Genomic DNA, 24,550 nt, shown 5'->3' with positions numbered 1-24,550 from the left:
CGACCGCGATGGACCCCCGCGCCCTGCTCCGGGCGATGTTCGCCGCGGCACTCGAAGCCGCCGATCCCGAGGTCGCGCTGCCGCGCTTTCTCCCCGCCCCGCCGCGCGGGCGGACCCTCGTGCTCGGCGCCGGCAAGGCGGCAGCCGCCATGGCGCGCGCGGTCGAGCGTGCCTGGCCGGCCGAGGCGCCGCTCTCTGGCCTCGTCATCACCCGCTATGGCCACGGCGTCGGGCCGCTGCCCCGTATCGCGGTGGTGGAAGCGAGCCATCCCGTGCCGGATGCGGCGGGGGAGGCGGCAGCGGCGCGCATCCTCAACCTCGCCGGCGGCCTCGGGCCGGATGATCTCGCGCTCTTCCTCATCTCGGGCGGCGGCTCGGCCCTGCTCTCGCTGCCGGCGCCGGGCCTGACGCTGGCCGACAAGCAGGCGGTCAACCGCGCGCTGCTGCGGAGCGGGGCGGCGATCGACGAGATGAACTGCGTCCGCAAGCATCTCTCGGCGATCAAGGGCGGGCGGCTCGCCGCTGCCGCCGCGCCGGCCCGCCTCGTTACCCTCGCGATTTCGGACGTGCCGGGCGACGATCTCGCCGTGATCGCCTCTGGCCCGACGGTGCCGGACCCCTCGACGCTCGCCCAGGCGCGCGGGGTCGTCACCCGCTATCGGCTGGATCTGCCGCCCGCGGTCGCCGCCCATCTCGCCGACCCCTCGGCCGAAACGCCGAAGCCCGGCGATGCCGCCTTCGCCCGCGCCGAGGCGCATCTCATCGCGAGCCCCCGCGCCTCGCTCGAAGCGGCCGCGGCGGTCGCCCGGGCGGCCGGGGTGACGCCCCTGATCCTCGGCGATGCGATCGAAGGGGAAGCGGCGGAGGTCGCCCGCGTCATGGCGGCGATCGCCAAGCACTGCGCCGGGCATGGCGAGCCGGCCCCACCGCCCTGCGCGCTCATCTCCGGCGGCGAGACGACGGTGACGGTGCGAGGCCAGGGCCGCGGCGGACGCAACGCCGAATTCCTGCTCGCCCTCGCCGTCGCCCTCGGCGGCCATCCCGCCATCCACGCGATCGCCTGCGACACGGATGGAATCGACGGCACGGAGGAGAATGCCGGCGCCCTCCTCGGCCCGGAGAGCCTCGCCCGCGCGACGGCCCTGGGGCTCGATCCGCGCGCCATGCTCGCCGATAATGACGGCTACAGCGTCTTCGCAGCCCTCGGCGATCTCGTCGTCACCGGGCCGACGCTGACCAATGTGAACGATTTCCGGGCGATCCTGATCACCGGCGCCGGATAAGCCGGGGCCGAGAAAAAAGCGGGCGCCGAACGCGAGGGGACAAGACGAAGACAATGAGCGAGACGAGCAACGCCGGCAGTTCTGGCCGCTTCGCCGGGCAGGCCGCCATTATCACCGGGGGGGCGAGCGGCATCGGCCTCGCCGCCGCCGCGCGTATCGCCGCCGAAGGCGGACGGGTCAGCCTTTGGGACCGCGATGCCGCGCGCCTCGCCGCGGCGCAGGTGGAAGCGGGAGCGGCGGATATCCAGGCGCTCGACATCGCCGACCCCGAGGCCGTCCGGCGCGCGGCGGCGGCGGCGGAAGCGGCGCTCGGCCGGGTCGACATTCTCGTCTGCAGCGCCGGCATCACCGGCCCGACCGTGCCGGTCGCGGAGTTTCCCGAAGCCGACTGGCGGCAGGTGATCGAGATCAACCTCAACGGCGTCTTCTACTGCAACAAGGCGGTGCTGCCGGCGATGACCCGCGGCGGCTATGGGCGGATCGTCAATATCGCCTCGATCGCCGGCAAGGAGGGCAACCCCAACGCCTCCGCCTATAGCGCCTCCAAGGCCGGCGTCATCGGATTGACCAAATCGCTCGGCAAGGAACTTGCCAAGACCGAGATCCGGGTGAATGCCATCACGCCCGCCGCCGTCCGCACCGCGATCTTCGCCCAGATGCCGCAGGCGCATATCGACTTCATGCTGTCCAAGATCCCGATCGGGCGCTTCGGCGAAGTGGCGGAGGTGACGAGCCTGGTCTGCTGGCTGGCGAGCCGCGAGGCCTCCTTCACCACCGGCGCCGTCTTCGACATCTCGGGCGGCCGCGCGACCTATTGATTATCCCGCAGCCACAGCGGCCGGCTTGCCGAGCCCCTGCTGCGAGAACACCAGCCGCCGATCGTGCAGCGCGGCGACGCTCTCGCGATGGGCGATGGAGATCACGGTTGTCTTCGGCAGGCGCTCCTTGATGAGGCGGTAGAGGCTGGCCTCACCTTCGGGGTCGAGACTTGCCGTCGCCTCGTCCAGGAAGAGCCAGTCTGGCTGCACGAGAAGCGCGCGGGCGACCGCCAGCCGCTGCTGCTCCCCACCCGAAAGGGCCTGCGCCCAGCCGCGATGCTCTTCGAGCGCCGGGATGAGATGGGCGAGACCGCAGGCGGTCAGCACCTCCTCCAGCGCGTCGTCCGGTACGGTCTTGGGGTCGAGCGGGTAGGTCGCTGCCCGGCGCAGCGTGCCGAGCGGCATATAGGGGCGCTGGGGCAGGAAGAGGCAGCGCCCGGCAGGCAGCGTGATCGTGCCGTCCGCATAAGGCCAGATGCCGGCAAAAGCGCGGAAGAGCGTGGACTTGCCCGAGCCGGAGGCGCCCGTGATGACAAGCGACTGGCCGGGCGAGAGCCGGAGTGTCGCATCCTCCAGCAGCTTGCGGCCATCAGGAAGTGCGAGCGTCACATCCTCCATCACAAGCTCCGCGCCGTCGCGGCGCATCCGCGCGCCATCGGCCATATGCGCCCGCGCCTCGTCCATCGAACGGCGGAAGGTGCCGAGACGTTCGACCGTCGCGCTCCAGGAGGCGAGGCTCGGATAGTTCGAGACGAACCAGGAGAGCGCACCCTGCACCTGGCCGAAGGCACTCGAAATACGGGTTAGGCCACCGAGTGGCATGGCGTGAGAGAAGTAGCGCGGTGCCGCAACCACGATGGGGAAGACGCTCGCGATCTGCGCATAGCCATTGGTGAGCAGGTTGAGCGCGCGGGTCCGCCGCATGATCTGCCACCAGTTTTCGACAATGAAGCGGAAGCGTCCGCGAAGTTCCCCCCGCTCCTCGTCCTCGCCCTCGTAGAGCGCGACACCCTCGGTATTCTCCCGCAGGCGCATCAGCGCGAAGCGGAAATCCGCCTCGACGCGCTGCTGGCGGAAGGTGAGCCCGACCAACTGCCGGCCGACGAGATGGGTCAGCCAGGTGCCGATAACGGAGTAGATGAGCGCGACCCAGACCATGTAGCCGGGGATCGAGATACCGAAGAGCTTGATGGGGCCGGAGAGCAGCCAGAGGATGCCGAGGAAGCTGAACAGCGTCACAACATTCGAAATGAGATCGACGCTGAGGCTCAGCGTCGCGCTGACGAACTCCGAGATGTCCTGGCTGATACGCTGATCCGGGTTGTCCGTCCCCTCATCCGCTAGCCGCGACGTCAGGCTCATGCGGTAATAGGTGCGATCGCCGATCCAGTCGTCGAGGTAGCGGGCGGTGAGCCAGCGGCGCCAGCGGATCTGCAGCCACTGGCTGAGATAGACCGCATAGACCGCGACCAGGATGAACACCGCCGCAAGCTCGCAGAAGCCCGGCAGGAATCCGTGCTGGGTCTTTTTGTAGAAGAAGAGCAGCTGAATGAAGGTTTTCCAGTCATAGGCCTGGATTGCGTCAAAGAAGGCGCCATTCCAGTAGTTCAGCACGACGTTCATGCCGACGAGGGCGAGGTTGAGGATGAGTGTGCCGGCGAGGAGGGCGAAGGCGCTCCACCGCTCCTCGGAGCGGAAATAGGGCGCTGAGAGATACCAGGCATCCCGCAGGATGGGGCCGATCTTATAGAAGGCGCGGCGCATCGGCAGCCCCTAGCCGAGCGCCGGGGGCGTGGGTTCCGGCGTTGCGGCATCGGCGGGCGCCGCAGCCTTCAGCCGCAGCCGGATGACGCCGCGCAAGGCCGCGGGCTCGACCGGCTTGCCGTGGCGGAGGATCTCGATCCGCCCGGCCTCGGCCAGCCTGCGGGCGGCGGCGCGGATATGGCCGAGCAGCGGCCGCCAATCCTCGGCAAGCGCCTGCGCGACATCGGAGGGGGTGAAGGACTTGCCCACCCCGTGCTGCTGCGCCATGCCGAGGATGGTCTCCTCATAACGGGCCCCGGCCTCGATGGGCCGGGGCGGCTCAGCCGATTTGCCCCGGTCCGCCGCCTCGTTCTGTTTCTCGATCATGGTCCCGCGCACGCATCCTCTTCCGGCTCGAAAGCCCAGAGGCAAGTAACCACGGCAGGCTCACGCCGTCACGATCCCGGGGATGTCTTTTCTGTAAGGCCCCGGCGCTTTAGACGGTTTTGGCCCAGGAATGGTCATACGCCAGCCCATCCTCGTGAAAGGCGTTCATCGGATGCTCGGGTCGGGCCGCCACCCGGCCCGGCGCCCCGGGGTGCGGCAAAACGCGCGGCGGGCGGGCCGCCGTGCGCCTGCGATGATGCGGCGGCTCGCCGCTCGCGCTCGCCCAGGCATGGCCATGCACCAGCCCGTCATCATGATCCGCCATACGATCCTCCCTCATCTCAGCGATGGTGAAGTTTTAACAGTTCTCTTCGAGGATGAGCGACTAATCCCTGGCGTTCCGCGGCAATATGGTTGTTAATCGCACGTAAGGCCACGGCGTTTTGTAAAGGCTGTAAACGCATGTCCCGTACCGCGATCGGGCGGACCCTCCGCCGGCTGCGCATGGAGAGGGGGCTTTCCCAGCAGGCGCTGGCGGTGCGTCTCGGCATCTCGGCGAGCTACCTCAATCTTATCGAGCATGATCAGCGGAAGATCACCGCGACGCTGCTGATCAAGCTGGCGGAAACCTTGCAGGTCGATCTCGCGGCCCTTTCGGGCAAGGAAGAGCGGCAGCTCGAGGCGGGCCTGCGGGAGGTTTTCGCCGATGCCCTGCTCGGCGCCGAACCCGTGCCGGAGGCGGAGCTTGCGGCGCTGGCCGCCCTGCCCAATGCGGCGCGCGCCATTCTCGCCCTCTATCGGGCCTGGCGGGTCTCATCGGAAGATGCGAGCGGCATCGCGCTGCCCTCTGGCCGGCGGGTGCTGCTGCCGACCGAGGAGGCACGGGATGCCTTTCATGAACGCGCCAACCATTTCCCCGAAATCGAGGCGGTGGTGGAGGCGATCGGCTCCGGCCTGGCCGCGGCGCCCGCCGAAATGAACCACGCGGTCGCCTCGTCGCTCCGCCGCCGGCACAACGTCTCCGTGCAGGTCGCGGCCCTGCCGGATGCGCTCCGCCGCTACGATCCCGTCACCCGCAGCCTCACCCTTTCCGAGCAGTTGCCCCGCGAAAGCCGCGGCTTCCACATGGCCTTCCAACTCATGCTGCTGGAGGCGCGCGAGGCCGTTGAGCAGACGGTCTCCGCCTTCAGCCCGAGCACGCCGGAAGCCGCCTCGCTGATCCGTATCGGCCTGCTCAACTATGCCGCCGGCTGCCTGCTGATGCCCTACGGACCGTTCCTCGCCGCGGCGCGCAGCCTGCGCCACGATGTGGAGTTGCTGGCGGCGCGCTTCTGCGTTTCCTTCGAGCAGGCCTGCCACCGCCTCTCGACGCTGCAGCGGCCGGGCGACCGCGGCCTGCCCTTCTTCTTCCTGCGCACCGACCCCGCCGGCAACGTCTCGAAGCGGTTTTCGGCTGCGGGCTTTCCCTTCGCCCGCTACGGCGGCTCCTGCCCGCGCTGGGTGGTGCATTCGGCGATGACGACGCCAGGGCAGATCCGTGTGCAGGTGGCGGCGCTGCCCGATGGCGGCACCTTCCTCTGCTTCGCCCGTACCGTCTCGCGCCCCGCCGCGCGGTGGGGCGAGCCCAAGCCCCTGCACGTCATCGCGATGGGCTGCGAGGTTCAGCATGCACCGGCGCTCGTCTATGCCGATGGTCTCGATCTCGAAAGCGCCGCGGTCGGCATCGGGCTCTCCTGCCGCCTGTGTGACCGACCGAATTGCCGCAGCCGCGCCTTCCCGCCGCTCGACCACCGCCTAGCACTCGATCCGCTGACGCGCGGCGAGAGTCCCTATCGTTTCGAGCCTCCCAAAATCCGTAAGCCCGGCCCGTCATTCACAGATCAGTAATGGCCAGCCTCTAGAATTGTATGAAGATTAACGCATCTCGGATGACGAACCATCGGCCACAAGCCCCTTTCTGCCAATCCCATGCCGCCGCTGGGCAGCGACCATATCGAACGGCGGCTTGCCGCTGACGCGCGCCTCAACCCGGCTCGTGATGGCCTCGTGCTGGAGTTTCATCCCCGGCACTGCCTGAGAACCGGCCGGCTGCTTGCGGTTGAGGCTATTCCGCGCTGGCCGCACCGGCTGAGCCCGAGCTTCGCTCTGGCAGCGCCGACGAGCAGCATGGCCGAACGGCATCCCGGCCGTGTTCTCGGCGTCACCCTGCTGCAGATGGCCTGTTCCGAAGCGGCGAGTTGGCGCGGCGGCGGCGCGCGCCTTTCTCTCCGCCTGCCCGCCCCCTTGCCGAGCAGCGAGGAGATCTGCCTCCAGGTCTCCGCCGTTCTGGCGGAAACCGGCCTGCCGCCGGAGCGGCTGGAACTCGCCTTGCCGGAAACCTTCTCCCTGTCTCTGGACGAGGACGCCGCCCTCGCCTTCGCCGTGCTGCGGGATAACGGGGTCAATCTCCTGCTCGACGAATTCGGCCATGCGGTGGCCAGCCTCATCGCGCTCCGCGACATGCCGCTGACCGGCATGAAGATGGATCGGCTGATGCTGCGCAGCCTGCCAGCGGACGAAGCCAATCTCGCCATCATCCAGGCCGCGGTGCGCACGGCGCATGTGATGGGCCTCAGCGTCTGCGCCGATGGCGTCGATCGGGAAGACCTCAAGCAGGCGCTCCGCCTCATGGAGATCGACGAAGGCCAAGGCCTGGCCTTCAGCCCGCCGCTGACAGCCGAAGAGGTGCGGGACTATGTCGCCGCCTGGACGAGCCCGGCCGCCGTCTGACCATCGTCGAGGCGCCGCGCGCGACCTTACCCCCCTCAACTGCGGTCAGGGTTCGACCGCACCTTTCAGCCGATCGCCGGCCGCCGCAACCGCACCGTGAGCAGGCCGAGGCAGAGCAGCGCATAGAGCAGATCCATCGTCGCGAAGGAGAGCGGCAGGCCGGGGATGAGAAAGCTCGGCGCATCGCAGGGCTTGGCCGGCCGCGCCGGCAGCCGTGCCATCAGCTGGCTGAGGTTTGTGGTCAGCAGGTTGGAGGCATTGCATTCCGGCAGCGGGCTCGGCCACCAGCCATGCTCCACGCCGACATGGACGAAGGCGATGGCGACATTGGCCGAGAGCGCGAGGAGCGCGAGCCAGAGCAGGGCGCGGCGAAGGCCGCGGGGCAGACCAGCGGGCAGCAGCAGTCCGAGCAGGCCGAGGGCGACCAGAATCCGGTAGGGCCAGCGCTCCCACAGGCATAGCTCGCATGGCACCATGCCGAGCAGATCCTGCGCGCCGTAGGCGAGAAGCAGGGCGGCAAGCCCCGCGAGCAGAAGAAAGCCGGCGGTCCGGCGATCGGCGGAAATCTGGGTCATGCGGCGGTTATCGGCCGGGGCCGACTGGCTGCCAACTCCCCCCTGGGCGCGGCCAGTGCAGAGCAGCGCGCTAAAACCGCTTGGTTTTATGCGCCATTCGGGCGATACGCTCGAAAACCCGCCTCGACAACATGGTCCACCCCTTTCGGCGCAGGAGCGATGTCGGCCTTCGTAATGTTCCTGACAGCGGCGCTGCGCCATCCTGTCCTGCAAGCGCTGTCCATCATCGGGGGAACCTTCATCCTGGAAGATGCCGCCACCGTCATCACCGCGATCGAGGTTCAGGCGGGGAGCATCCCGCTCGAAATCGGCCTGGGCTCGCTCTATGCCGGCATCATCCTGGGCGATCTCGGGCTCTACGGCCTCGGCCGGATCGCCGCCGTCATTCCCTGGATGGAACGCTTCGTGCCGCATCGCCGGCGCGACATGGGGCGGGACTGGCTGAACGGCCGCCTTGCCCGGGTTATCTTCATCAGCCGCTTCATTCCGGGCCTGCGGCTCCCCACCTACACGACGTGCGGCTTTCTCAAGACCTCCTTTCTGGTCTTCGCGCTGGCCGCGATCGTCGCCACCCTTATCTGGACGAGCCTTCTCTTCACGGTCTCCATGAAGATCGGCCATTACCTGGTGGCTTATCTCGGCATCTGGCACTGGGCCGGCATTGCCGTTCTCGTCATCGTCTTGCTGGGCGCGAGCCACCTGCTCGCCCGGCAGCTGAAGGGGAACCAGACGACGTGAGCGACTTCTCAGCCTCGACCCTCCTTTCGCATCTGCGCCGCAAGCCGCGGCGCCGGGCTGAGCGGATCACCTCCTTCTTCGAATTCTGGCCGGGCTGGATCGCCTATTTCCCGATCGTGCTGCAATGGATCGGCCTTGGCATCCGCTACGGCAACCCGATCCTGGCAACGGCAGCCAATCCCGGCATCGAGGCGGGGGGGCTCTGCGGCGAATCGAAACAATCCATCCTCGACCAGATCAGCGGCGCGGCGCGCGACTGGATCGCGCCCTACACCGTCGCCTCCACCGGGGCCTATGCCGAGTCGAACGACCTCGCGGTCGCCGAAGGCGCCATGCGCGCCACCGGCTTGCGCTTCCCGGTCGTCGTCAAGCCCGACATCGGCTGCAACGGCACCGGCGTCTGCCTCGTCGATAACCAGGCCGATCTCGCCCGCTACCTTGCCGCCTTCCCGCGGCTGACCCGCTATATGCTGCAGGAGCTCATCCCCTATGAGGGCGAAGCCGGCGTCTTCTACATCCGCCGCCCAGACGAAGCGCAGGGCCGCATCACCTCGCTGACCCTCAAATCCTCTCCCGCCGTGCTCGGCGATGGCCGCTCCACCCTGCGGGAGCTGATCATGGCCGATCCGCGCTGTTCCCAGGTGCCGCATCTCTACCTGCCGCGTCTTGCCGGGCGGCTGCACGAAGTGCCCGCGGCGGGTGAGCGGGTGAAGCTCGTCTTCGTCGGCAATCACTGCAAAGGCTCGACCTTCAAGAACGGCGCCAAGCTGGTGACGCCGGAGCTTGCCGAGCGGATCGAGGCGATCGCCCGCTCCATCCCGGATTTCCACTTCGGCCGCTTCGACATCCGTTACGAGAGCGCGGCGGCGCTGATGGCCGGCGAGGGCTTCCGCATCATCGAGGTCAACGGCGTCGGCTCGGAAGCGACCCATATCTGGGATCCGCAGACCACGCTGCGCGAAGCCTATGCGGCGCAGTTCTTCCATTACGGCGCCGCCTTCCAGATCGCCGCCGCCAACCGGGCGCTCGGCCACAAGGCCACCGGCTTCTTCAAGCTGCTCGGCCTGTGGCGGAACCAGAAGCGGCTGATGGCGTCCTATCCCGCCACCGACTGATTTGGCGACCCCCACCAAGCCGCGCCGCCGGCGCGCCGACCAGTTGCTGCTCGATCACGGGCTGGTGGAGAGCCTCGGCCGCGCGCAGGCGGTCATTATGGCCGGCCAAGCTTTCCACGATACGCGGCGCATCGCCAAGCCGGGCGACCTGCTGCCGGAAAACGCGGCTCTTTCCCTGAAGGGCCAGGATCACCCCTGGGTTTCGCGCGGCGGCCTCAAGCTCGCCCATGGGCTTGCCGCCTTCGGCTTCGCGGCGGAAGGCGTCGTCGCCGCCGATATCGGCGCCTCGACCGGGGGCTTTACCGATGTGCTGCTCACCGCCGGCGCGGCGCGGGTTTATGCCGTCGATGTCGGGCACGGCCAGCTTGCCTGGAAACTCCGCAGCGATCCGCGGGTCATCGTGCTGGAACGCACCAATGCCCGGCATCTCACCAGGGCCGAGGTCCCCGAGCCGCTTACCGCCCTCGTCTGCGATGCGAGCTTCATCGGCTTGCGCGCCGTGCTGCCCACGCCGCTCGCCCTCCTCGGGCGGGGGGCTTGGGCGATCGCGCTGATCAAGCCGCAATTCGAGGCGCTGCCCGCCGAGATCGGCCCGCGCGGCGTGGTGACCGAGCCGGCCGTGCGCGAAAAATACTGCCGCGAGATTGCCGCCTGGTGGGGCGCCCTGCCCGGCTGGCAGGTTGCCGGCATCGCCGAAAGCCCGATCACAGGGCCCGAGGGCAATCATGAATTCCTGATCGGCGCGCGCTTTTCGGGCGCCGCACCCGGCTAAGGCAAGGTTTTATTCTGAAGGGCGGCCCTCAGCTCTCGGCCGCCGGGGCGCCGGGCAGAACCTCCCCGCCACGGCCGAGCCGGGCCGCGATATCATCGAGCAGCGACCAGACGCGGTGCGCCTCCATCGGCCGCGTCGGATCGTTGAGGATCCGCTCCACTTCTTCCAGCTGTGCCCCGACCGACCGTTTGACCAAGCCCATTTTCGCCTCTCATCGCCCGGGCCAGGCGCCCTGCGCCCCGCCCCATCACAGTCTCGAATCTGGCATCGCTCCGCACCGCGTCCAGCTATCCGGCCCGCCACGTTTTCGTGTAGGCAGCGCGCTTCGCCGGGCAGAGCCCTACAGGGATGACTGGATGGCCGGCGCGAGGCCTGCGATCTTGGCGGCGGGATGCGCCGGGTTGCGGAAGCGCAGCTCGCCCTCGGCCGCGGCATCCGGGCCGCTCAGCCCGAACATCTCCATGCGGCTATAGCAGGTGACGGCGACGACCGGGGCTGCGTCGGGCATCGTCATATACTGCCGCGCGGCGCCTTCGAGTTCGAGACTATCCATCAGGACGCGCCATTCGCCCCGGTCCATATCCTCGAAGAAGAGGGCGAGGATCGCCGGGCGCGTGCCCGAGACGCGGGCCGGCGCCAGGCTTTCGAGATCTCGCCGCATGTGCCCGGAGACATCGTTGCGCCGCCCGGCGCGGGCCGCCATCGCCCAGACGCTCTCGCCCGTCGTCGTCACTGCGAGATGCGCCTCCGGCCCGAATTCGGAGCGGAGCCCGGCGAGCAGCCCCTCCGTGCTCGGCACGGTGCCGGTGCCGAGCACCAGCGGTTCGATGCGGAGCACCGCCTGCTCATCCTGGCAAATGCGCCCGCCGCGGTCGAGCAGCGCGCAGATGCGCCCCTGGATCGCCGCCAAAACCGGCGCGTCACCATCGCGCAGGCCGCGGGCGAGGTTCATCTTGAGCAGATAGCGGCCCGGGCGCTCGCCGATCCAGGGCTTCAGCCGTGCTTCCACACCATCGCAGAGGGCGGCCCAGGCCAACCGGTGAATATCCCGCCCGGCCTCGGCCTGCACCATGTGGCAGACGCATTCGACCTCGCTGCCCTCGCGGGTGAGGAGCAGATCGTACGGCGCGTCATCCTCGAGCCCGGCATAGCGGAGATCGAAGCCGCGCGCCCGCTGCAGCGCCGCCGTACGGAAAAGGTGGAGAAGCTCGACGAGCCGCCCATCGCCGGTGAGCGCCGCCTCCACCCGGGCGGCGAGCCGGGCGCGCCCGTCCGGGCTCAGGCTTTCCACCGCGAGGGCCGCTTCCGCGAGGATCGCCCGCAGCCGCGCTTCAGCAACGCTGGTGGCGCCCATGCCATCCGCCCGGCCGCGCAGCCGCTCGATCGCGCGTTCCAGCGCATGGCGCTGCTTGACGACGGTGCCGCAGCGGCGCGTCGCCTCGATCCGCGCGCCGATATCGGCGAGCCGGGCCGACCACAGCGCCTCGCCGGCGAGCAGAACGAACTGATCCGCCACCGGCAGGGCTGAGAGCGGGAAATCCGTGGCGCGATGCTTCAGCGCTTCGGCGGGCAATGTCTGTGTCATGCTTCACAGATATGCGACGCGTGACCCCTTCTCAATCGGCCAGCGCAACACAGCTCTGTGATATCAAACCTTTAGCGCTGCCGCTCGCCGTTTTGCGCGCGATCCCTAAGCAGATGATCGGCGAGCACGCAGGCCATCATCGCCTCCGCCACCGGCACGGCGCGAATGCCGACGCAGGGATCGTGCCGGCCCTTCGTCGAAACCTCCACCTCCTCGCCCGCTTCGTCCACCGAGCGGCGCGGCGTGAGGATGGAGCTGGTCGGCTTGACGGCGAAGCGCAGCACGATCGGCTGGCCCGAGGAGATGCCGCCCAGGATGCCGCCGGCGTGGTTGGAGAGGAAGGCGATGCCGCCCTCCGGCGTGCGGCGCATCTCATCCGCATTCTCCTCGCCACGGAGCGCGGCGGCCGCGAAGCCGTCGCCGATCTCGACGCCTTTGACCGCGTTGATACTCATCATCGCCGCCGCCAGATCGGCATCGAGCTTGCCGTAGATCGGCGCGCCGAGCCCGGCGGGAACCCCTTCGGCGACGATCTCGCAGACGGCGCCGATCGAGGAGCCTTCCTTGCGGATGGCGAGAAGCTCCTCCTCCCAGGCGCGCGCCGTCTCGGGATCGGGGCAGAAGAAAGCGTTCTCGGACACGGCGGCCCAATCCCAGCGCGCGGGCTCGATGCGATGGGCGCCCATCTGCACCATGGCGCCGCGGATGCGGATGCCCTCGCCCAAGACCTTCCGCGCGATCGCCCCGGCCGCGACGCGCATCGCCGTCTCCCGCGCCGAGGATCGCCCCCCGCCGCGATAATCTCGGATGCCGTATTTCAGGTGGTAGGTGAGATCGGCATGGCCCGGCCGGAAGCTCTGCGCGATATTGCCGTAGTCTCTGGACCGCTGATCGACATTCTCGATGAGGAGGCCGATCGGCGTGCCGGTGGTCCGCCCCTCGAACACGCCCGAGAGGATGCGCACCTGGTCAGGCTCTTGCCGCTGCGTCGTGAAGCTCGATTGGCCGGGGCGCCGCCGGTTGAGATAGGGCTGGATATCCGCCTCGCCGAGCGGGAGGCCGGGCGGGCAGCCATCCACCACGCAGCCGATCGCCGGCCCATGGCTTTCCCCCCAGGTGGTGACGCGGAAGAGATGGCCGAAGCTGTTATGGGACACGCCCGCGGACCCCCTGCCCGGCCCTAGCCGAGGATCGCGGCGATATCGGGCGCCGCCGGGTTCTTCATGCCGACCACGTGGTAGCCGCAATCGACGTGATGCACCTCGCCCGTCACCCCGGCGCCGAGATCGGAGAGCAGATAGAGGCCGGAACCGCCGACCTCCTCCGTCGTCACGTTGCGGCCGAGCGGCGCGTTCAGCTCATTCCATTTGAGGATGTAGCGGAAATCCCCGATGCCGGAGGCGGCGAGGGTCTTGATCGGGCCGGCGCTGATCGCATTGACGCGGATATTGTTGACGCCGAGATCGGCGGCGAGATAGCGCACCGAGGCTTCCAGCGCCGCCTTGGCGATGCCCATCACGTTATAGTGAGGCATGACCCGCTCGGCACCGAGATAGGTGAGGGTGAGGAGCGAGCCGCCATCCGGCATCATCGCCGCCGCCCGCTGGCTGACGGCGACGAAGCTGTAGCAGGAAATGTCGAGCGCCTGGAGAAAGGCCTCGCGCGGGGTATCGAGGTAGCGGCCGCGCAGATAGGCCTTGTCCGCCCAGCCGATGGCATGGACGAGGAAGTCGATCTTGCCCCAGCGCTGCCGCACTGCCTCGAAGGCGGCGTCGATGCTTGCCTCATCGCCGACATCGCAGGGCAGGATGATATCGGAGCCGATGCTCTCGGCGAGCGGGCGGACGCGCTTTTCCAGCGCCTCGCCCTGGTAGGTGAAGGCGATTTCCGCCCCTTGGGCAGCGCAGGCGGCGGCAATACCCCAGGCGATTGACCGGTCATTCGCCACGCCCATCACCACGCCGCGCTTTCCGGCCATGAGCGTGCCTTTGGCAGGCAAGGAACCCGAGGCGTTATCGGACATGCAGAACCTCTTCTGAACAAAGACATTTCGACAGCCCGGCCGGGCCGCGCGCGGCATGGCGCGACGAAGGCCGCCGCCGCAGTCTAATCTGGCTGCGCCCTCTGGCACAGGCGGAACGGAGGGACAAGGGGCAGATCCCGCGCCGGATGCCGCCGAAAAAGGAGGATAGATCGCGAATCTGCCGCTTGGCCTCAGCCTGACGTGGCGCGAAACTCCGCCGGCGTTTCCTGCCGCCAGCCCAAGGATCTGGATCATGACCCTCCCCCCGCTTGCCGAACGAGACCCCTTCGCCCTGCTCGCTGCCTGGCTTGCCGAAGCGCGCGGGACGGAACCTGCCGACCCTAATGCCATGACGCTCGCGACCGTCGGCGCCGATGGCGCGCCCGATGCGCGCATCGTGCTGCTCAAGGGCATGGATGAGCGCGGGCTCGTCTTCTACACCAATTACGAAAGCCACAAGGGTGCCGAACTGGCCGCCAATCCGCGTGCCTGCCTCAATTTTCACTGGAAGAGCCTGCAAAGGCAGACGCGGGTGCATGGCGCGGTGGAAAAGGTCACGGCGGCAGAGGCGGACGAATACTTCGCCTCCCGCCCGCGCCTCTCCAAGCTCGGCGCCTGGGCTTCCGACCAGTCCCGCCCGCTGGCGGACCGGCAGGTGCTGGAAAAGCGGCTGGCCGAAGCCGAAGCACGCTTCCCCGGCGAGGCAGTGCCCCGCCCGCCGCACTGGTCGGGCTATCGGGTGGTGCCGCACCGCTTCGAGTTCTGGCGCGAAATGCCCTTCCGGCTGCATGATCGGCTGGTTTTCACGCGGCCGGCCGGAGGTGGCGCGTGGCAGACGAGCCGGCTCTTTCCCTGAGGCGGCTGATGCTCCATTAACAGGCTGTGTGCAACGGATTGAGTACCATGCCCATCCGCAAGGTTATCCTGCTCCTGAACGAGACCGCGGCCGGCCGCGCCGCCCTCGATACCGCAATCGACACGGCGATGCTGTGGCGCGCCCATCTCACGGTTCTGCATGTCCGGGTCGATGCGCGGGATGTGGCGCCGCTGGCCGGGGAAGGTCTCTCGGGCGCGATGATCGAGGACATGATGGTGGCGACCGAGAAGGAGAGCGCCATCCGCGCCCACGAGGTGCGCATCCTCTTCGAACAGGCGATGACGGCGCATGGTATCCCGATCGCCGAAGCGCGCCCGCAGCCGGAAGGGATGACGGCGAATTTCGTCTCCGTCGCCGGGCGGGAGGAGGAGATCATCGCCCAGCAGGCGCGGCTCGCCGATCTGACCGTGATCCCGCATCCGGAGGCCGGACAGGATGTCTCCTCCTCGGATGCGCTGCATGCCGTGCTCTTCGATTCCGGCCGCCCGGTGCTCATCGCGCCGGCCGCCGAGCCCGCCACCATCGGGCAGCGGATCTGCATCGGCTGGAACGGCACGGCGGAATCGGCCGCCGCGGTACAGGCGGCGCTGCCCTGGTTCCAGAAGGCGCAGGCCGTGCGTATCCTCACCTCGGACGATTACCAGCGGCGCGGACCGGCGGCGGCGGATCTCGCGGCCTATCTCGCGCTGCATGGGGTCGCCGCCGAAATCGCGACCTTCCGGCCGGTGGATAAATCGGTCGGCGCCGGGCTGCTCGCCGCGGCGCGGGAATTCGGCTGCGATCTGCTCTCGATGGGGGCCTATTCGCATTCGCGGCTCCGCCAGCTCATCCTCGGCGGCGTCACCCGCCATGTGCTGGAGAATGCCGACCTGCCGGTGATGATGAGCCGCTGAGAGCGCCGCCCCTGTCTCAGCCGGCGAGGCGATAGACCGTCACGCTGCGGGTGGGGCGGTCTTCCAGTTCCAGCGTCGTCGGCACGTCGCGGCAGGCGATCGGCGCCATGCCCGCGCGCGGCAGATAGGCGCGGCCGGGATCGGCGATCCAGACCTCGGCGCCTGCCGCCGCCATCTGCCGCAGCCAGGGCAGGATATGCCCGGTCATCGGCGCCTCGTAGCAGACATCGCCGCAGAGGATGAGATCCCAGCGGCAGGCATCGCCCACCACGTCCCGCGTCTCAGCCGCGATGGCGACGCCGTTTTCGCCGGCATTGAGCCGGATCGCGGCGATCGCCAGCGGGTCGATCTCAGCCGCTTCCACGAGGGCCGCCCCGGCGCGGGCGCAGGCGATGGCGGCAAGGCCGCAGCCGGCGGCGAAATCCAGCACCCGGCGGCCGGCGACCAAGGCCGGATCATCCAGCACCATGCGCGCCAGCACCTGGCTGCCAGGCCAAGCGAAGGCCCAGAAGGGCGGCTCGATCCCGGTTTCCTGCAGCCAGGCCTCGGTCGCCTGCCAGATCGGGGTGATCTCGGTCGCGAGCCAGAGCGGAATCTCGGGCACCAGCGGCGCCGCGCTCCGCACCGTCTGGGCGCGGAGGAAGGCTTCGGCGGCCAGGTCGGGCATCACAGGCGCCCGGCCAGCAAGGCGAGGCCCACCAGCAGCCCCACCCATTTGTTGTTTTTGAAGAGCGCGAGGCAGAGCGGCCCATCCGCGACATCGAGGCGCAGCACCTGCCGGGCGAGGAGGGCGGCCGGCACCGCGAGGAGGATGAGGAAGACGAGGCCGAAGCCCGCCATCAGCCCGGAGGCGATGAGCAGCAGGAGGGTGAGCCCGTAGCAGACAGCGAGGAAGGGGCGCGAGGTTTCCGCGAACAGCCGGGCGGTGGAACCGATGCCGACCAGCGCATCATCCTCCCGATCCTGATGCGCGTAGATCGTATCGTAGCCGAGAATCCAGAAGAAGGCGGCGGCGTAGAGCAGCCCGGCCGCCCAGGTGAAATGCCCCGTCGCCGCGACATAGCCGAGCGGGGCGCCGAAGCCGAAGGTCAGCCCCAGCATCGCCTGCGGCCACCAGGTGACGCGCTTGGCCCCGGGATAGAGCGCGACGAGGATGAGCGAGGCGGCGCCCAGCAACTCGGCCGCCGGACGCAGGCTGAGGAGAATGGCAAGCCCGATCAGCAGCAGCAGGGCAAGGAAGAGGAGCGCCTGGCGGAGGCGGAGCGCGCCGGAGGCGAGCGGCCGCCCGGCGGTCCGCGCGACCAGCCGGTCTATCTTGCGATCCCAGATATCGTTGACGACGCAGCCCGCGCTCCGCATCACCACGGAGCCGAGGGCGAAGAGAATGATGAGGCGGAGCGACCGTCCGGGAGCGACACGGGCGAGCAGGATGCTCCAGAGGCCGGGCAGGAAGAGCAGCCACGCGCCGATCGGGCGGTCGAGCCTTGCCAAAATGGCATAGGGTGCGAGGCTCGCCGGCAGCCGGCCGACCCAGCCATCCCGCTTGATATCCGTGTGAACCGCCATGCGCCTTCCATCTCCCGAGCCCGATGCCGGGTCAATCCGTCTTTTCGTGGCCGAACCGCTCGGCGAAGGCGCCAGGATCGCGCTCAGCGAAGGGCAGGCCCGCTATCTCGGCACGGTGATGCGCCGCGCCCCCGGCGATCCGCTGCGGCTGTTCAACGGCCGGGATGGCGAATGGCGGGCGGTGATCCGCGCCATCGGCAAACGCGGCGCGGAGGCCGATGTGGCAGCGCCCTACCGCGCCCAGGAGGCGGAACCCGATCTCTGGCTGCTCCTCTCCATCATCAAGCGCGACGCGCTGGAATGGGCGGTGGAGAAGGCGACCGAGCTTGGTTGCGCGCAAATTCATCCAGTTATCGCCGCCCGCAGCCAGCCCGCGCGCCCGGCGCCGGAGCGGCTGCGGGCGATCGCGGTGGAAGCGGCGGAGCAGTGCGAGCGGCTCTCCGTGCCGCTCATCCATCCGCCCGCGCCGCTCGAGTCGCTGCTCGGCCGCTGGCCGGCGGGCCGCCCGCTCATCGCCGCTATCGAGCGTGCCGAGGCGGCGCCGATGCCGCAGCCACCCGCCGGCCCGGCTGCCCTGCTGATCGGGCCGGAGGGCGGCTTCGACCCGCGGGAGCTTGACGCGATGCGCCGGCTTCCCTTTCTTGTAGGCGCGTCACTTGGCCCCCGCATCCTGCGGGCAGAGACCGCCGCGATCGTGGGTCTCGCCTTGCTGCAACGCCCCGTGCCTTCTTGAACAACGACGCTTGAGCAAAACAGCCGATGTCCAACCCCGGCGAGGGTGACCTCACCCCGATCTCTTCCCCTGCGCAGCTTGCCGCCTATTTCGCGGCGGGCTGCAAGGATCCGACCCAGTTTCGCATCGGCACCGAGCACGAGAAATTCGGCTTCCGGCGGAGCGACCTCGCGCCCCCGCCATACGAGCCCGAGGGCATCCGCGCCATGCTGGAAGGGATGGCGCCGCACGGCTGGCAGCCCATTCTGGATGCCGGCAGGCCGATCGGCCTCAAGGGCGCCAGCGGCTCGATCTCCCTCGAACCCGCAGGCCAGTTCGAGCTGTCCGGCGGCCTCGCCGCAACCCTGCACGAGACGGCGGCGGAACTCGCGGCCCATATCGCGGAGGTCAAACCGGTGGCCGAGCGCCTCGGCCTCGGCTTCGCGCCGCTCGGCTTCCACCCCCTCGCGCGTTACGAAGAGATGCCCTGGATGCCCAAGGGCCGCTACGCCATCATGCGCCGCTACATGCCCGAGGTCGGCTCCCGCGGGCTCGATATGATGACGCGGACCTGCACCGTGCAGGTCAATCTCGATTACGGCTCGGAAGCGGACATGGTGCGCAAGCTCCGCGTGAGCTTCGCGCTGCAACCCTTCGCAACCGCGCTCTTCGCCAATTCCCCCTTCTACGAGGGACGGCCGAACGGCATCCTCTCCAACCGCGCGCTGGTCTGGACCGATACGGACAATGCCCGCGCCGGCATCCCGGCCTGCGTCTTCGAGGAGGGTTTCGGCTTCGAACGCTTCGTGGACTACGCGCTCGACGTGCCGATGTATTTCCTCTACCGCGACGGCCGCTACATCGATGTCGCGGGGCAGTCCTTCCGCGCCTTCCTCGCGGGCCAACTCCCCGGGCTTGCCGGCGAGCGGCCGACGATGGGCGATTTCGCCGATCACCTCACCACGATCTTCACCGATGTCCGGCTCAAGCGCTTCATCGAGATGCGCGGCGCCGATGCGGGCAGCCCGCCGATGATGCTGGCCTTCTCGGCCTTCTGGACCGGGCTGCTCTATGACGATGCGGCGCTCGCCGCGGCCGAGAGCCTGACGCGCGGGATCGGCGCCGAGGCGCTGATGGCGATCCGTGCCGAAGTGCCGGCGCGCGGGCTCGATGCCAGCTGGCGGCCCGGGCAGCGCTTGCGGGATCTGCTGCCGCCGCTGCTCGCCATCGCCTCCCAGGGCCTTGCCGCCCGCGCGCGGCGCGATGCCGAAGGCGCGGACGAGCGGATCTACCTCGCCCCCTTGCAGGCGATCGCCGAAGGCGGCCCGACGCAAGCGGAATACTGGCTCGATCGCTACGAGCATGCCTGGGGGCGGGATGTGCGGCCGATCTTTGCCGAGGCCGCGATCTGAGCGTGGCCGATAGCGCCGAGATATTCGACCGCGCCGCCCATCGCCGCTTCCAGGATCGCGCGGCGCGGACGCTCGGCGAGGTCTCGCCGATCCTCGAAGACGCGGCCGAGCGGCTGCTTGACCGGCTGGCCGACACGACGCGGCGCTTCACCGCGGCTCTCGATCTTGGCGGGCGCGGCATCGTCGCTCCACGGCTGCGGGCGATGGGCATCCCGACCGTCGCGCTCGAGGGATCGGCGCGGCTGGCGGCGCTGAGCGGCCCGCCTGCCCTGGCCGGCGATGAGGAAGCCCTGCCCTTCGGCCCGGGGAGCTTCGATCTCGTCACCGCCAATCTTTCGCTCCATTGGGTGAACGATCTGCCGGGCGCCCTCATCCAGCTCCGCCGCGCCATGCGGCCCGATGGGCTGCTGCTGGCGAGCCTGCCGCTGCTCGGCACGCTCGGGCCGCTCCGCCAGGCGCTGATGGAGGCCGAGGCCGAGCTTGCCGGCGGCGCCAGCCCGCGCATCTCGCCCTTCCCGGAGCTGCGCGACCTCGCGGGGCTTCTGCAGCGCGCGGGCTTCCACAGCCCGGTCGCCGATCAGGAGGAGATCACCCTCTCCTACGGCGATCCGCTGGCGCTCCTGAGGGATTTGCAGGCGGCCGGCGAACGCAATGCGATTGCCGAGCGCAGCCGGCAGATCCCGCCGCGCGCGCTTTTCCCCACGGCGCTGATGCGCCTGCCTGCGGGGCCTGACGGGCGAATCGCGATCCCGCTTCGGCTCGGCATCATGACGGGATGGTCAACCGCACCCGAAAGCGCCGTTTGATCCCTCAATTCCGAATTCTATATTAAGAAGGCGGTAGGCGGAATAAGGCTTGTTCGCAAATGCGCTGACCCGCGACCCGCATCCGGCCGGCTGCCGCGCGGCGCGATCACGCGCGCATCCGAGCCATCAAGCACGGAGGTCTTGACCAACCATGGCGATCACCGATCTGCTGCCTTTCAGCCGCAACCGCGCGCTCTCCGCCGAAAGCGGACCGCCCGCCGATCCCTTCAATCTCTTTCACCGCGACATGAACCGGCTCTTCGACGATTTCACCCGCAGCTTCGCCTTTCCCGCCGCTCCGCGCGACGGCGCCTTCGCCACCGCCTGGCCCCAGATCGAGGTGAGCGAGACCGACAAGATGCTGACGGTGACAGCGGAAGTGCCGGGGCTTGAGGAAAAGGACCTCGACCTCTCCTTGAAGGACGGGGTGCTGACCCTGAAGGGCGAGAAGAAGTCTGAAACCAGTGGCCCAAGCTATAGCGAGCGTTGGCAGGGCCAGTTCCGCCGCAGCCTGGCGCTCGGCCCGGATGTCGATCCCGAAAAGGTCGCGGCGAGCTTCAAGAATGGCGTTCTGACCGTGACCTTGCCGAAGCGGCCCGAGGCGCAGAGCGGCCTGAAGAAGATCGCCATCAGCAAGGGCTGATCGTTCGGCCTCAGCTTTCTGGTTGTGCGGGCGCGGCGGGCAAGCCCGCCAACTCCCGCCACTCAGCCTCGGTCAGGGTGCGGATGCCAAGCTCCGCTGCACGGCGCGCTTTGGAGCCGGCATCCGCGCCCGCGACCACATAATCGGTCTTTTTCGAAACGCTATCCGTCACCCGCATGCCGAGCGCCTCGGCCCGCGCCTTGGCCTCCGGCCGCGTCATGCTCTCCATGCCGCCGGTGAAGACGATCGTCTTGCCGGCGAGCGGGCTTTCCGCAGTGGCGCTCTCCGCCTCCTCGATGGTGAGCATGGCGGCGAGTTCGTCCACCACCGCGATATTGCGCGCCTCGGCAAAGAACTCGGCCAGTTCCTCGGCCACCGCCGGGCCGATGCCGAGGATCGAGCCAAGGGCGAGCCGCGCATCGGACCCGACGATGCGCGCCGCCAGCATCTCGCTCCGCCAATGGGCGAAGCTGCCGTAGTGCCGCGCCAGCAGCTTGGCGTTGGTCTCCCCGATGCGGCGGATGCCTAAGCCGTAGATGAAGCGGGCGAGCGGGATCACCCGCCGCGCGGCGATCGCGCGGGAGAGGTTGCGGGCCGAGGTTTCGCCCCAGCCCTCCCGCGCCGCGATCGCCGCCTCATGCTCGGGCAGGCGGAAGATATCGGGCGGCGTCGCGATCAGCCCATCGGCATGGAATTCGGCGATGGTCTTGTCCCCGAGCCCTTCGATGTCGAAGGCCGCGCGGGAGACGAAATGGATCAGCCGCTCCACCTGCTGCGCCCGGCAGACGAGCCCGCCGGTGCAGCGCCGCACCACCTCGCCCGGCGGGCGGAGCGCGAGCGAGCCGCAGACCGGGCAATGCTCGGGTGGTGCCCAGGGCGCGGCACCGGGCGCGCGCTTCTCCGCGATGACGCCGAGGATCTGCGGAATCACGTCTCCCGCTCGTTGCAGCATGACGGTATCGCCCAGGCGGATATCCTTGCGGGCGATCTCGTCCTCGTTATGGAGCGTCGCCCGGCTGACGAGCACGCCGCCGACGTTCACGGGTTCAAGCTCGGCGACGGGGGTAAGCGCGCCGGTGCGGCCAACCTGGATGCTGATCGCACGCAGCGTGGTGACGGCCTGCTCGGCCGGAAATTTCCAGGCGATCGCCCAGCGCGGCGCACGGCCGACGAAGCCCAGACGCCGCTGCAGCGCCGTCTCATCGAGCTTATAGACGACGCCATCGATATCATAGGCGAGGGCAGCGCGCTCGGCGCCGATCTCCGCCTGGAAAGCCTCCGCCTCGCCCGTGCCGGCAATGAGCCGGCGGAGAGGGTTGACCTGAAACCCCCAAGCCTCCAGCCGGCCGAGAAAATCCCAGTGGCTGGCAGCGATCTCCTCGCTCGCCGCGCCCACCGCATAGGCGAAGAAGCTGAGCGGGCGGGCGGCGGTGATGCGCGGATCGAGCTGGCGGAGGGAGCCCGCAGCGGCATTGCGCGGATTGGCGAAAAGTCGCTCGCCCGCCGCTTCCTGCGCCGCGTTGAGCTTGAGGAAATCCGCCTTGGTCATCAGCATCTCGCCGCGGATTTCCATGCGCGCCGGCGCGTGACCCTTCAGCTTCTGCGGCACACTGCCGACGGTGCGGACGTTCTCAGTGACGAGTTCGCCCTGCTCGCCATCGCCGCGGGTGGCCGCGGCCGTCAGCACGCCATTCTCATAGGTGATGGAGAGCGAAAGCCCGTCGAGCTTCGGCTCGGCCACGAAGCGCAGGCCGGCATCATCCGAGAGACCCAGGAAGCGGCGGATGCGCGCCGTGAAATCCTGAAAATCCTCGGGCGAGAAGGCGTTGTCGAGCGACAGCATCGGCACGCCGTGCCGATACTTGGCGAAGCCGCTGGCAGGCGCGGCACCGACGCGGGAGACTGCCGATTGCGGCTCTGCAAGCTCTGGATGCGCCGCGACAATCTCGTTATAGCGGCGGCGCCAGGCGTCGTATTCCGCATCCGTCACCTCGGGCGCATCATGGCCGTGATAGGCGACGTCAGCTTCCGCGATGCGGGCGGTCAGCGTCTCCAGCTCCTCCGTCAGAGCCGAAAGGTCAGTGGCAGCGGCTTTCGGCTTGCGGCTCATGCGGCCCCCTTCAGCAGACTATCCGCCGCCGCGCGGGCGGCTTCCGTCACCGTCTCGCCCGCCAGCATGCGAGCCACCTCCTCCCGCCGCGCCGGCCCGGAGAGCGCCTCCACCCGCGTCACCCCGAGGCCGCGTTCGATCCCCTTGGCGACGCGCAGATGCGCCGTGCCGCGCGCCGCGACCTGGGGGCTATGCGTCACCGTCAGCAGTTGCACCTCGGCCGCGAGGCGGGCCAGCCGCTCGCCCACGGCGGCGGCCGTCGCGCCGCCGATGCCGGAATCGACCTCGTCGAACACCAGCGTGCCGACCGCCGAACCCCGGCTCAGCACCAGCTTAAGGGCGAGCATGAGGCGGGAGAGTTCGCCGCCCGAGGCGATTTTCTCGATCGGCCCCGGCGCCTGGCCCGGATTGGTGGCGATGAGGAAGCGCACTGCTTCGACCCCGCGGGCGCCCCAGGCGCCTTCGCCGAGCGGGGTGAGTTCGACGACGAAGCGCGTGCGTTCGAGCTTGAGCGGCGGCAACTCCGCCATGATCGCCGCTTCGAGCCTTCGCGCCGCCTTGCCACGCGCCTCGGAAAGGGCCGCCGCTGCCGCGAGATAGGTGGCCCGATCGGCCGCCGCCGCTGCCTCCAGCGCCGCGAGATCGGCCGAGCCGGTATCGAGCGCGGCGAGCCGGCTGGCAAGCGCGGCACCGAGCGCCGGCAGCTCGGCCACCGCCACGCCATGCTTGCGCGCCGCCGCCCGCAGCGCGAAGAGCCGCTCCTCTGCCTGCTCCAGCGCGCGCGGGTCGCTCTCCGCCTCATGCGCGAGGCGGGAGAGCAGCGTCTCCGCCTCGGCGATCGCCTCCTCCGCCCGGTCGATCGCGGCGAGCGCGGGGGAAAGCGGGTTCTCGGCCTCGGCTTCCGCCGAAAGGCTGCTCGGCAGCAGGCGCTGCAGGCTGCGGGCGGCGGCGCGGAGTGCCGCCGCCGGGCCGGGGTTCCGCCGCTCGCGCGGCGCGATTTCGGCCAGCGCCGCGGCGATCGCCTCTGCCCGGCGGGCCGCCTGCTGCATCTCCTGCCGCAGCCCGGCGAGATGCTGCTCCTCGCCCGGCTCGGCCGCCAAAGCGGCAAGCTCGCCGGCGGCATGGCGCAGCCACTCCTCATCCGCCTTGGCCTCGGCCAAGGCGCGGCGCGCCGCATCCAGCGCGGCCAGCCTGTCCCGCCACGCCGCCCAGGCGGTGGAGACCGCCGCGGTGAGGTTCTGCCGGACGCCGAACCCATCGAGCAGCGGCCCATGGGCGGCCGGATCTGCCAGGCCGATCTGGTCATGCTGGCCCTGCACCTCGACCAGCAGCGCGCCCAGCCGCCGGAGCAGCCCGGCGCTCACCGGCTGGTCATTGACGAAGGCGCGGGAGCGGCCATCGCGGGCGACGATGCGGCGGATGACGATCTCCTCCTCCTCGGCATCGAGCCCCTGCTCGGCGAGGAGGGCGAAGGCCGGATGGCCGGGAGGGGAGGCGAAATGCGCCGTCACCACCGCCTGTTCGGCGCCGGCGCGCACGAGGCCGCTTTCCGCCCGATCGCCAAGGGCAAGGCCGAGGCTGTCGAGAAGGATGGATTTGCCGGCCCCGGTTTCGCCGGTCAGCACCGTGAGCCCGGCGCCGAAGGAGAGGTCGAGCCGCTCGATCAGCACCACGTCGCGGATGGAAAGCGCGCTCAGCATGGCGGGTCGCCGCCTTCTGAGCC

At 69.4% G+C, this 24,550-nt stretch carries 25 protein-coding genes; 13 read left to right on the top strand and 12 right to left on the bottom strand.

The genetic code is table 11. From position 1 onward, the window contains the following. The first annotated feature begins 8 nt into the window (after positions 1-8). Both ACYQ7X_RS04775 and ACYQ7X_RS04770 read left to right on the top strand, forming a co-directional pair. Positions 9-1,283 (top strand): glycerate kinase type-2 family protein, encoded by a 1,275-nt coding sequence (locus tag ACYQ7X_RS04775; RefSeq protein ID WP_459695706.1) that lies wholly within the window; start codon positions 9-11, stop codon positions 1,281-1,283. Positions 1,284-1,336: 53 nt separating this feature from the next. Continuing rightward, positions 1,337-2,101 carry an SDR family oxidoreductase gene (locus ACYQ7X_RS04770; protein WP_459695705.1) on the top strand — a complete coding sequence of 255 codons (765 nt, stop codon included), beginning with the start codon at positions 1,337-1,339 and terminating at the stop codon, positions 2,099-2,101. On the opposite strand, the gene ACYQ7X_RS04765 is transcribed toward ACYQ7X_RS04770, so the two are convergent. From ACYQ7X_RS04765 to ACYQ7X_RS04755, 3 genes are all read right to left on the bottom strand, one after another. Next, positions 2,102-3,865: an ABC transporter ATP-binding protein/permease gene (locus tag ACYQ7X_RS04765; RefSeq protein ID WP_459695704.1), complete on the bottom strand. Its 1,764-nt coding sequence runs from the start codon at positions 3,863-3,865 to the stop codon at positions 2,102-2,104. Positions 3,866-3,874: 9 nt separating this feature from the next. Beyond that, positions 3,875-4,231 (bottom strand): DUF3253 domain-containing protein, encoded by a 357-nt coding sequence (locus ACYQ7X_RS04760; protein WP_459695703.1) that lies wholly within the window; start codon positions 4,229-4,231, stop codon positions 3,875-3,877. A 109-nt stretch (positions 4,232-4,340) separates the two neighbouring features. Then, on the bottom strand, positions 4,341-4,556 hold the full coding sequence (locus tag ACYQ7X_RS04755; RefSeq protein ID WP_459695702.1) for a hypothetical protein: 216 nt from the start codon (positions 4,554-4,556) through the stop codon (positions 4,341-4,343). A 137-nt stretch (positions 4,557-4,693) separates the two neighbouring features. Between ACYQ7X_RS04755 and ACYQ7X_RS04750 the strand changes: the two genes are divergently transcribed. Both ACYQ7X_RS04750 and ACYQ7X_RS04745 read left to right on the top strand, forming a co-directional pair. Beyond that, the gene (locus tag ACYQ7X_RS04750) at positions 4,694-6,118 is read left to right on the top strand and encodes a helix-turn-helix domain-containing protein (protein WP_459695701.1); all 1,425 of its coding nucleotides are present in this window, start codon (positions 4,694-4,696) and stop codon (positions 6,116-6,118) included. A gap of 81 nt (positions 6,119-6,199) precedes the next feature. Further along, a complete protein-coding gene (locus tag ACYQ7X_RS04745) occupies positions 6,200-7,000 on the top strand; it encodes an EAL domain-containing protein (protein ID WP_459695700.1) in 801 nt (266 codons plus the stop codon). Positions 7,001-7,065: 65 nt separating this feature from the next. Here the strand turns inward: ACYQ7X_RS04745 and ACYQ7X_RS04740 are convergent, their stop codons facing one another. Next, positions 7,066-7,575, bottom strand: a complete 510-nt coding sequence (locus ACYQ7X_RS04740; protein WP_459695699.1) for a disulfide bond formation protein B — start codon at positions 7,573-7,575, stop codon at positions 7,066-7,068. A gap of 159 nt (positions 7,576-7,734) precedes the next feature. Here ACYQ7X_RS04740 and ACYQ7X_RS04735 point away from each other — a divergent pair, with 159 nt between their 5' ends. Genes ACYQ7X_RS04735 through ACYQ7X_RS04725 form a run of 3 tightly spaced genes read left to right on the top strand, consistent with a single transcriptional unit; the run spans position 7,735 to position 10,200 of the window. Then, positions 7,735-8,313: a DedA family protein gene (locus ACYQ7X_RS04735; RefSeq protein WP_459695698.1), complete on the top strand. Its 579-nt coding sequence runs from the start codon at positions 7,735-7,737 to the stop codon at positions 8,311-8,313. 32 nt (positions 8,314-8,345) lie between these two features. Next, positions 8,346-9,428: an ATP-grasp domain-containing protein gene (locus tag ACYQ7X_RS04730; RefSeq protein WP_459696020.1), complete on the top strand. Its 1,083-nt coding sequence runs from the start codon at positions 8,346-8,348 to the stop codon at positions 9,426-9,428. A gap of 1 nt (position 9,429) precedes the next feature. Beyond that, the gene (locus ACYQ7X_RS04725) at positions 9,430-10,200 is read left to right on the top strand and encodes a TlyA family RNA methyltransferase (RefSeq protein ID WP_459695697.1); all 771 of its coding nucleotides are present in this window, start codon (positions 9,430-9,432) and stop codon (positions 10,198-10,200) included. A 28-nt stretch (positions 10,201-10,228) separates the two neighbouring features. On the opposite strand, the gene ACYQ7X_RS04720 is transcribed toward ACYQ7X_RS04725, so the two are convergent. The 4 genes from ACYQ7X_RS04720 to fabI all read right to left on the bottom strand — a co-directional run bounded on the left by ACYQ7X_RS04720 (position 10,229) and on the right by fabI (position 13,808). Continuing rightward, entirely contained in the window at positions 10,229-10,402 is a 174-nt protein-coding gene (locus tag ACYQ7X_RS04720) for a peptide chain release factor 1 (protein ID WP_459695696.1), read from the bottom strand. Positions 10,403-10,540: 138 nt separating this feature from the next. Then, complete coding sequence (locus ACYQ7X_RS04715) at positions 10,541-11,785, bottom strand: hypothetical protein (RefSeq protein WP_459695695.1); 1,245 nt, start codon at positions 11,783-11,785, stop codon at positions 10,541-10,543. A gap of 71 nt (positions 11,786-11,856) precedes the next feature. Continuing rightward, complete coding sequence (aroC, locus tag ACYQ7X_RS04710) at positions 11,857-12,942, bottom strand: chorismate synthase (RefSeq protein WP_459695694.1); 1,086 nt, start codon at positions 12,940-12,942, stop codon at positions 11,857-11,859. Between the two features lie 23 nt (positions 12,943-12,965). Further along, positions 12,966-13,808, bottom strand: a complete 843-nt coding sequence (fabI, locus tag ACYQ7X_RS04705) for an enoyl-ACP reductase FabI (RefSeq protein ID WP_459695693.1) — start codon at positions 13,806-13,808, stop codon at positions 12,966-12,968. Between the two features lie 253 nt (positions 13,809-14,061). Here fabI and pdxH point away from each other — a divergent pair, with 253 nt between their 5' ends. After that, positions 14,062-14,664: a pyridoxamine 5'-phosphate oxidase gene (pdxH, locus tag ACYQ7X_RS04700; protein WP_459695692.1), complete on the top strand. Its 603-nt coding sequence runs from the start codon at positions 14,062-14,064 to the stop codon at positions 14,662-14,664. Positions 14,665-14,711: 47 nt separating this feature from the next. Continuing rightward, positions 14,712-15,578 (top strand): universal stress protein, encoded by an 867-nt coding sequence (locus ACYQ7X_RS04695; RefSeq protein WP_459695690.1) that lies wholly within the window; start codon positions 14,712-14,714, stop codon positions 15,576-15,578. A gap of 16 nt (positions 15,579-15,594) precedes the next feature. Here the strand turns inward: ACYQ7X_RS04695 and ACYQ7X_RS04690 are convergent, their stop codons facing one another. Both ACYQ7X_RS04690 and ubiA read right to left on the bottom strand, forming a co-directional pair. Continuing rightward, entirely contained in the window at positions 15,595-16,245 is a 651-nt protein-coding gene (locus tag ACYQ7X_RS04690) for a class I SAM-dependent methyltransferase (protein WP_459695689.1), read from the bottom strand. After that, on the bottom strand, positions 16,245-17,144 hold the full coding sequence (gene ubiA / locus ACYQ7X_RS04685; RefSeq protein WP_459695688.1) for a 4-hydroxybenzoate octaprenyltransferase: 900 nt from the start codon (positions 17,142-17,144) through the stop codon (positions 16,245-16,247). Before ubiA ends, ACYQ7X_RS04690 begins: the two co-directional genes overlap by 1 nt. Here ubiA and ACYQ7X_RS04680 point away from each other — a divergent pair. From ACYQ7X_RS04680 to ACYQ7X_RS04665, 4 genes are all read left to right on the top strand, one after another. After that, a complete protein-coding gene (locus ACYQ7X_RS04680; protein WP_459695687.1) occupies positions 17,143-17,877 on the top strand; it encodes a 16S rRNA (uracil(1498)-N(3))-methyltransferase in 735 nt (244 codons plus the stop codon). The genes ubiA and ACYQ7X_RS04680 overlap by 2 nt on opposite strands. A gap of 26 nt (positions 17,878-17,903) precedes the next feature. Then, positions 17,904-19,268, top strand: coding sequence for a glutamate--cysteine ligase (locus ACYQ7X_RS04675; RefSeq protein ID WP_459695686.1), 1,365 nt, complete (start codon positions 17,904-17,906; stop codon positions 19,266-19,268). A gap of 2 nt (positions 19,269-19,270) precedes the next feature. Further along, entirely contained in the window at positions 19,271-20,074 is an 804-nt protein-coding gene (locus tag ACYQ7X_RS04670) for a methyltransferase domain-containing protein (protein WP_459695685.1), read from the top strand. 151 nt (positions 20,075-20,225) lie between these two features. Then, entirely contained in the window at positions 20,226-20,717 is a 492-nt protein-coding gene (locus tag ACYQ7X_RS04665; protein ID WP_459695684.1) for an Hsp20/alpha crystallin family protein, read from the top strand. A gap of 10 nt (positions 20,718-20,727) precedes the next feature. On the opposite strand, the gene ligA is transcribed toward ACYQ7X_RS04665, so the two are convergent. Together ligA and recN are read right to left on the bottom strand one after the other, a co-directional pair. Next, a complete protein-coding gene (ligA, locus tag ACYQ7X_RS04660) occupies positions 20,728-22,827 on the bottom strand; it encodes an NAD-dependent DNA ligase LigA (RefSeq protein WP_459695683.1) in 2,100 nt (699 codons plus the stop codon). After that, entirely contained in the window at positions 22,824-24,527 is a 1,704-nt protein-coding gene (gene recN, locus ACYQ7X_RS04655) for a DNA repair protein RecN (RefSeq protein WP_459695682.1), read from the bottom strand. The genes ligA and recN overlap by 4 nt, the downstream gene beginning before the upstream one ends. Positions 24,528-24,550 lie beyond the last annotated feature (23 nt).

The sequence above is a fragment of the Acidisoma sp. C75 genome, assembly GCF_054665095.1.
The sequence above is the reverse complement of the archived record's forward strand: the minus strand, read 5'-3'. Positions and strand labels throughout refer to the sequence as shown.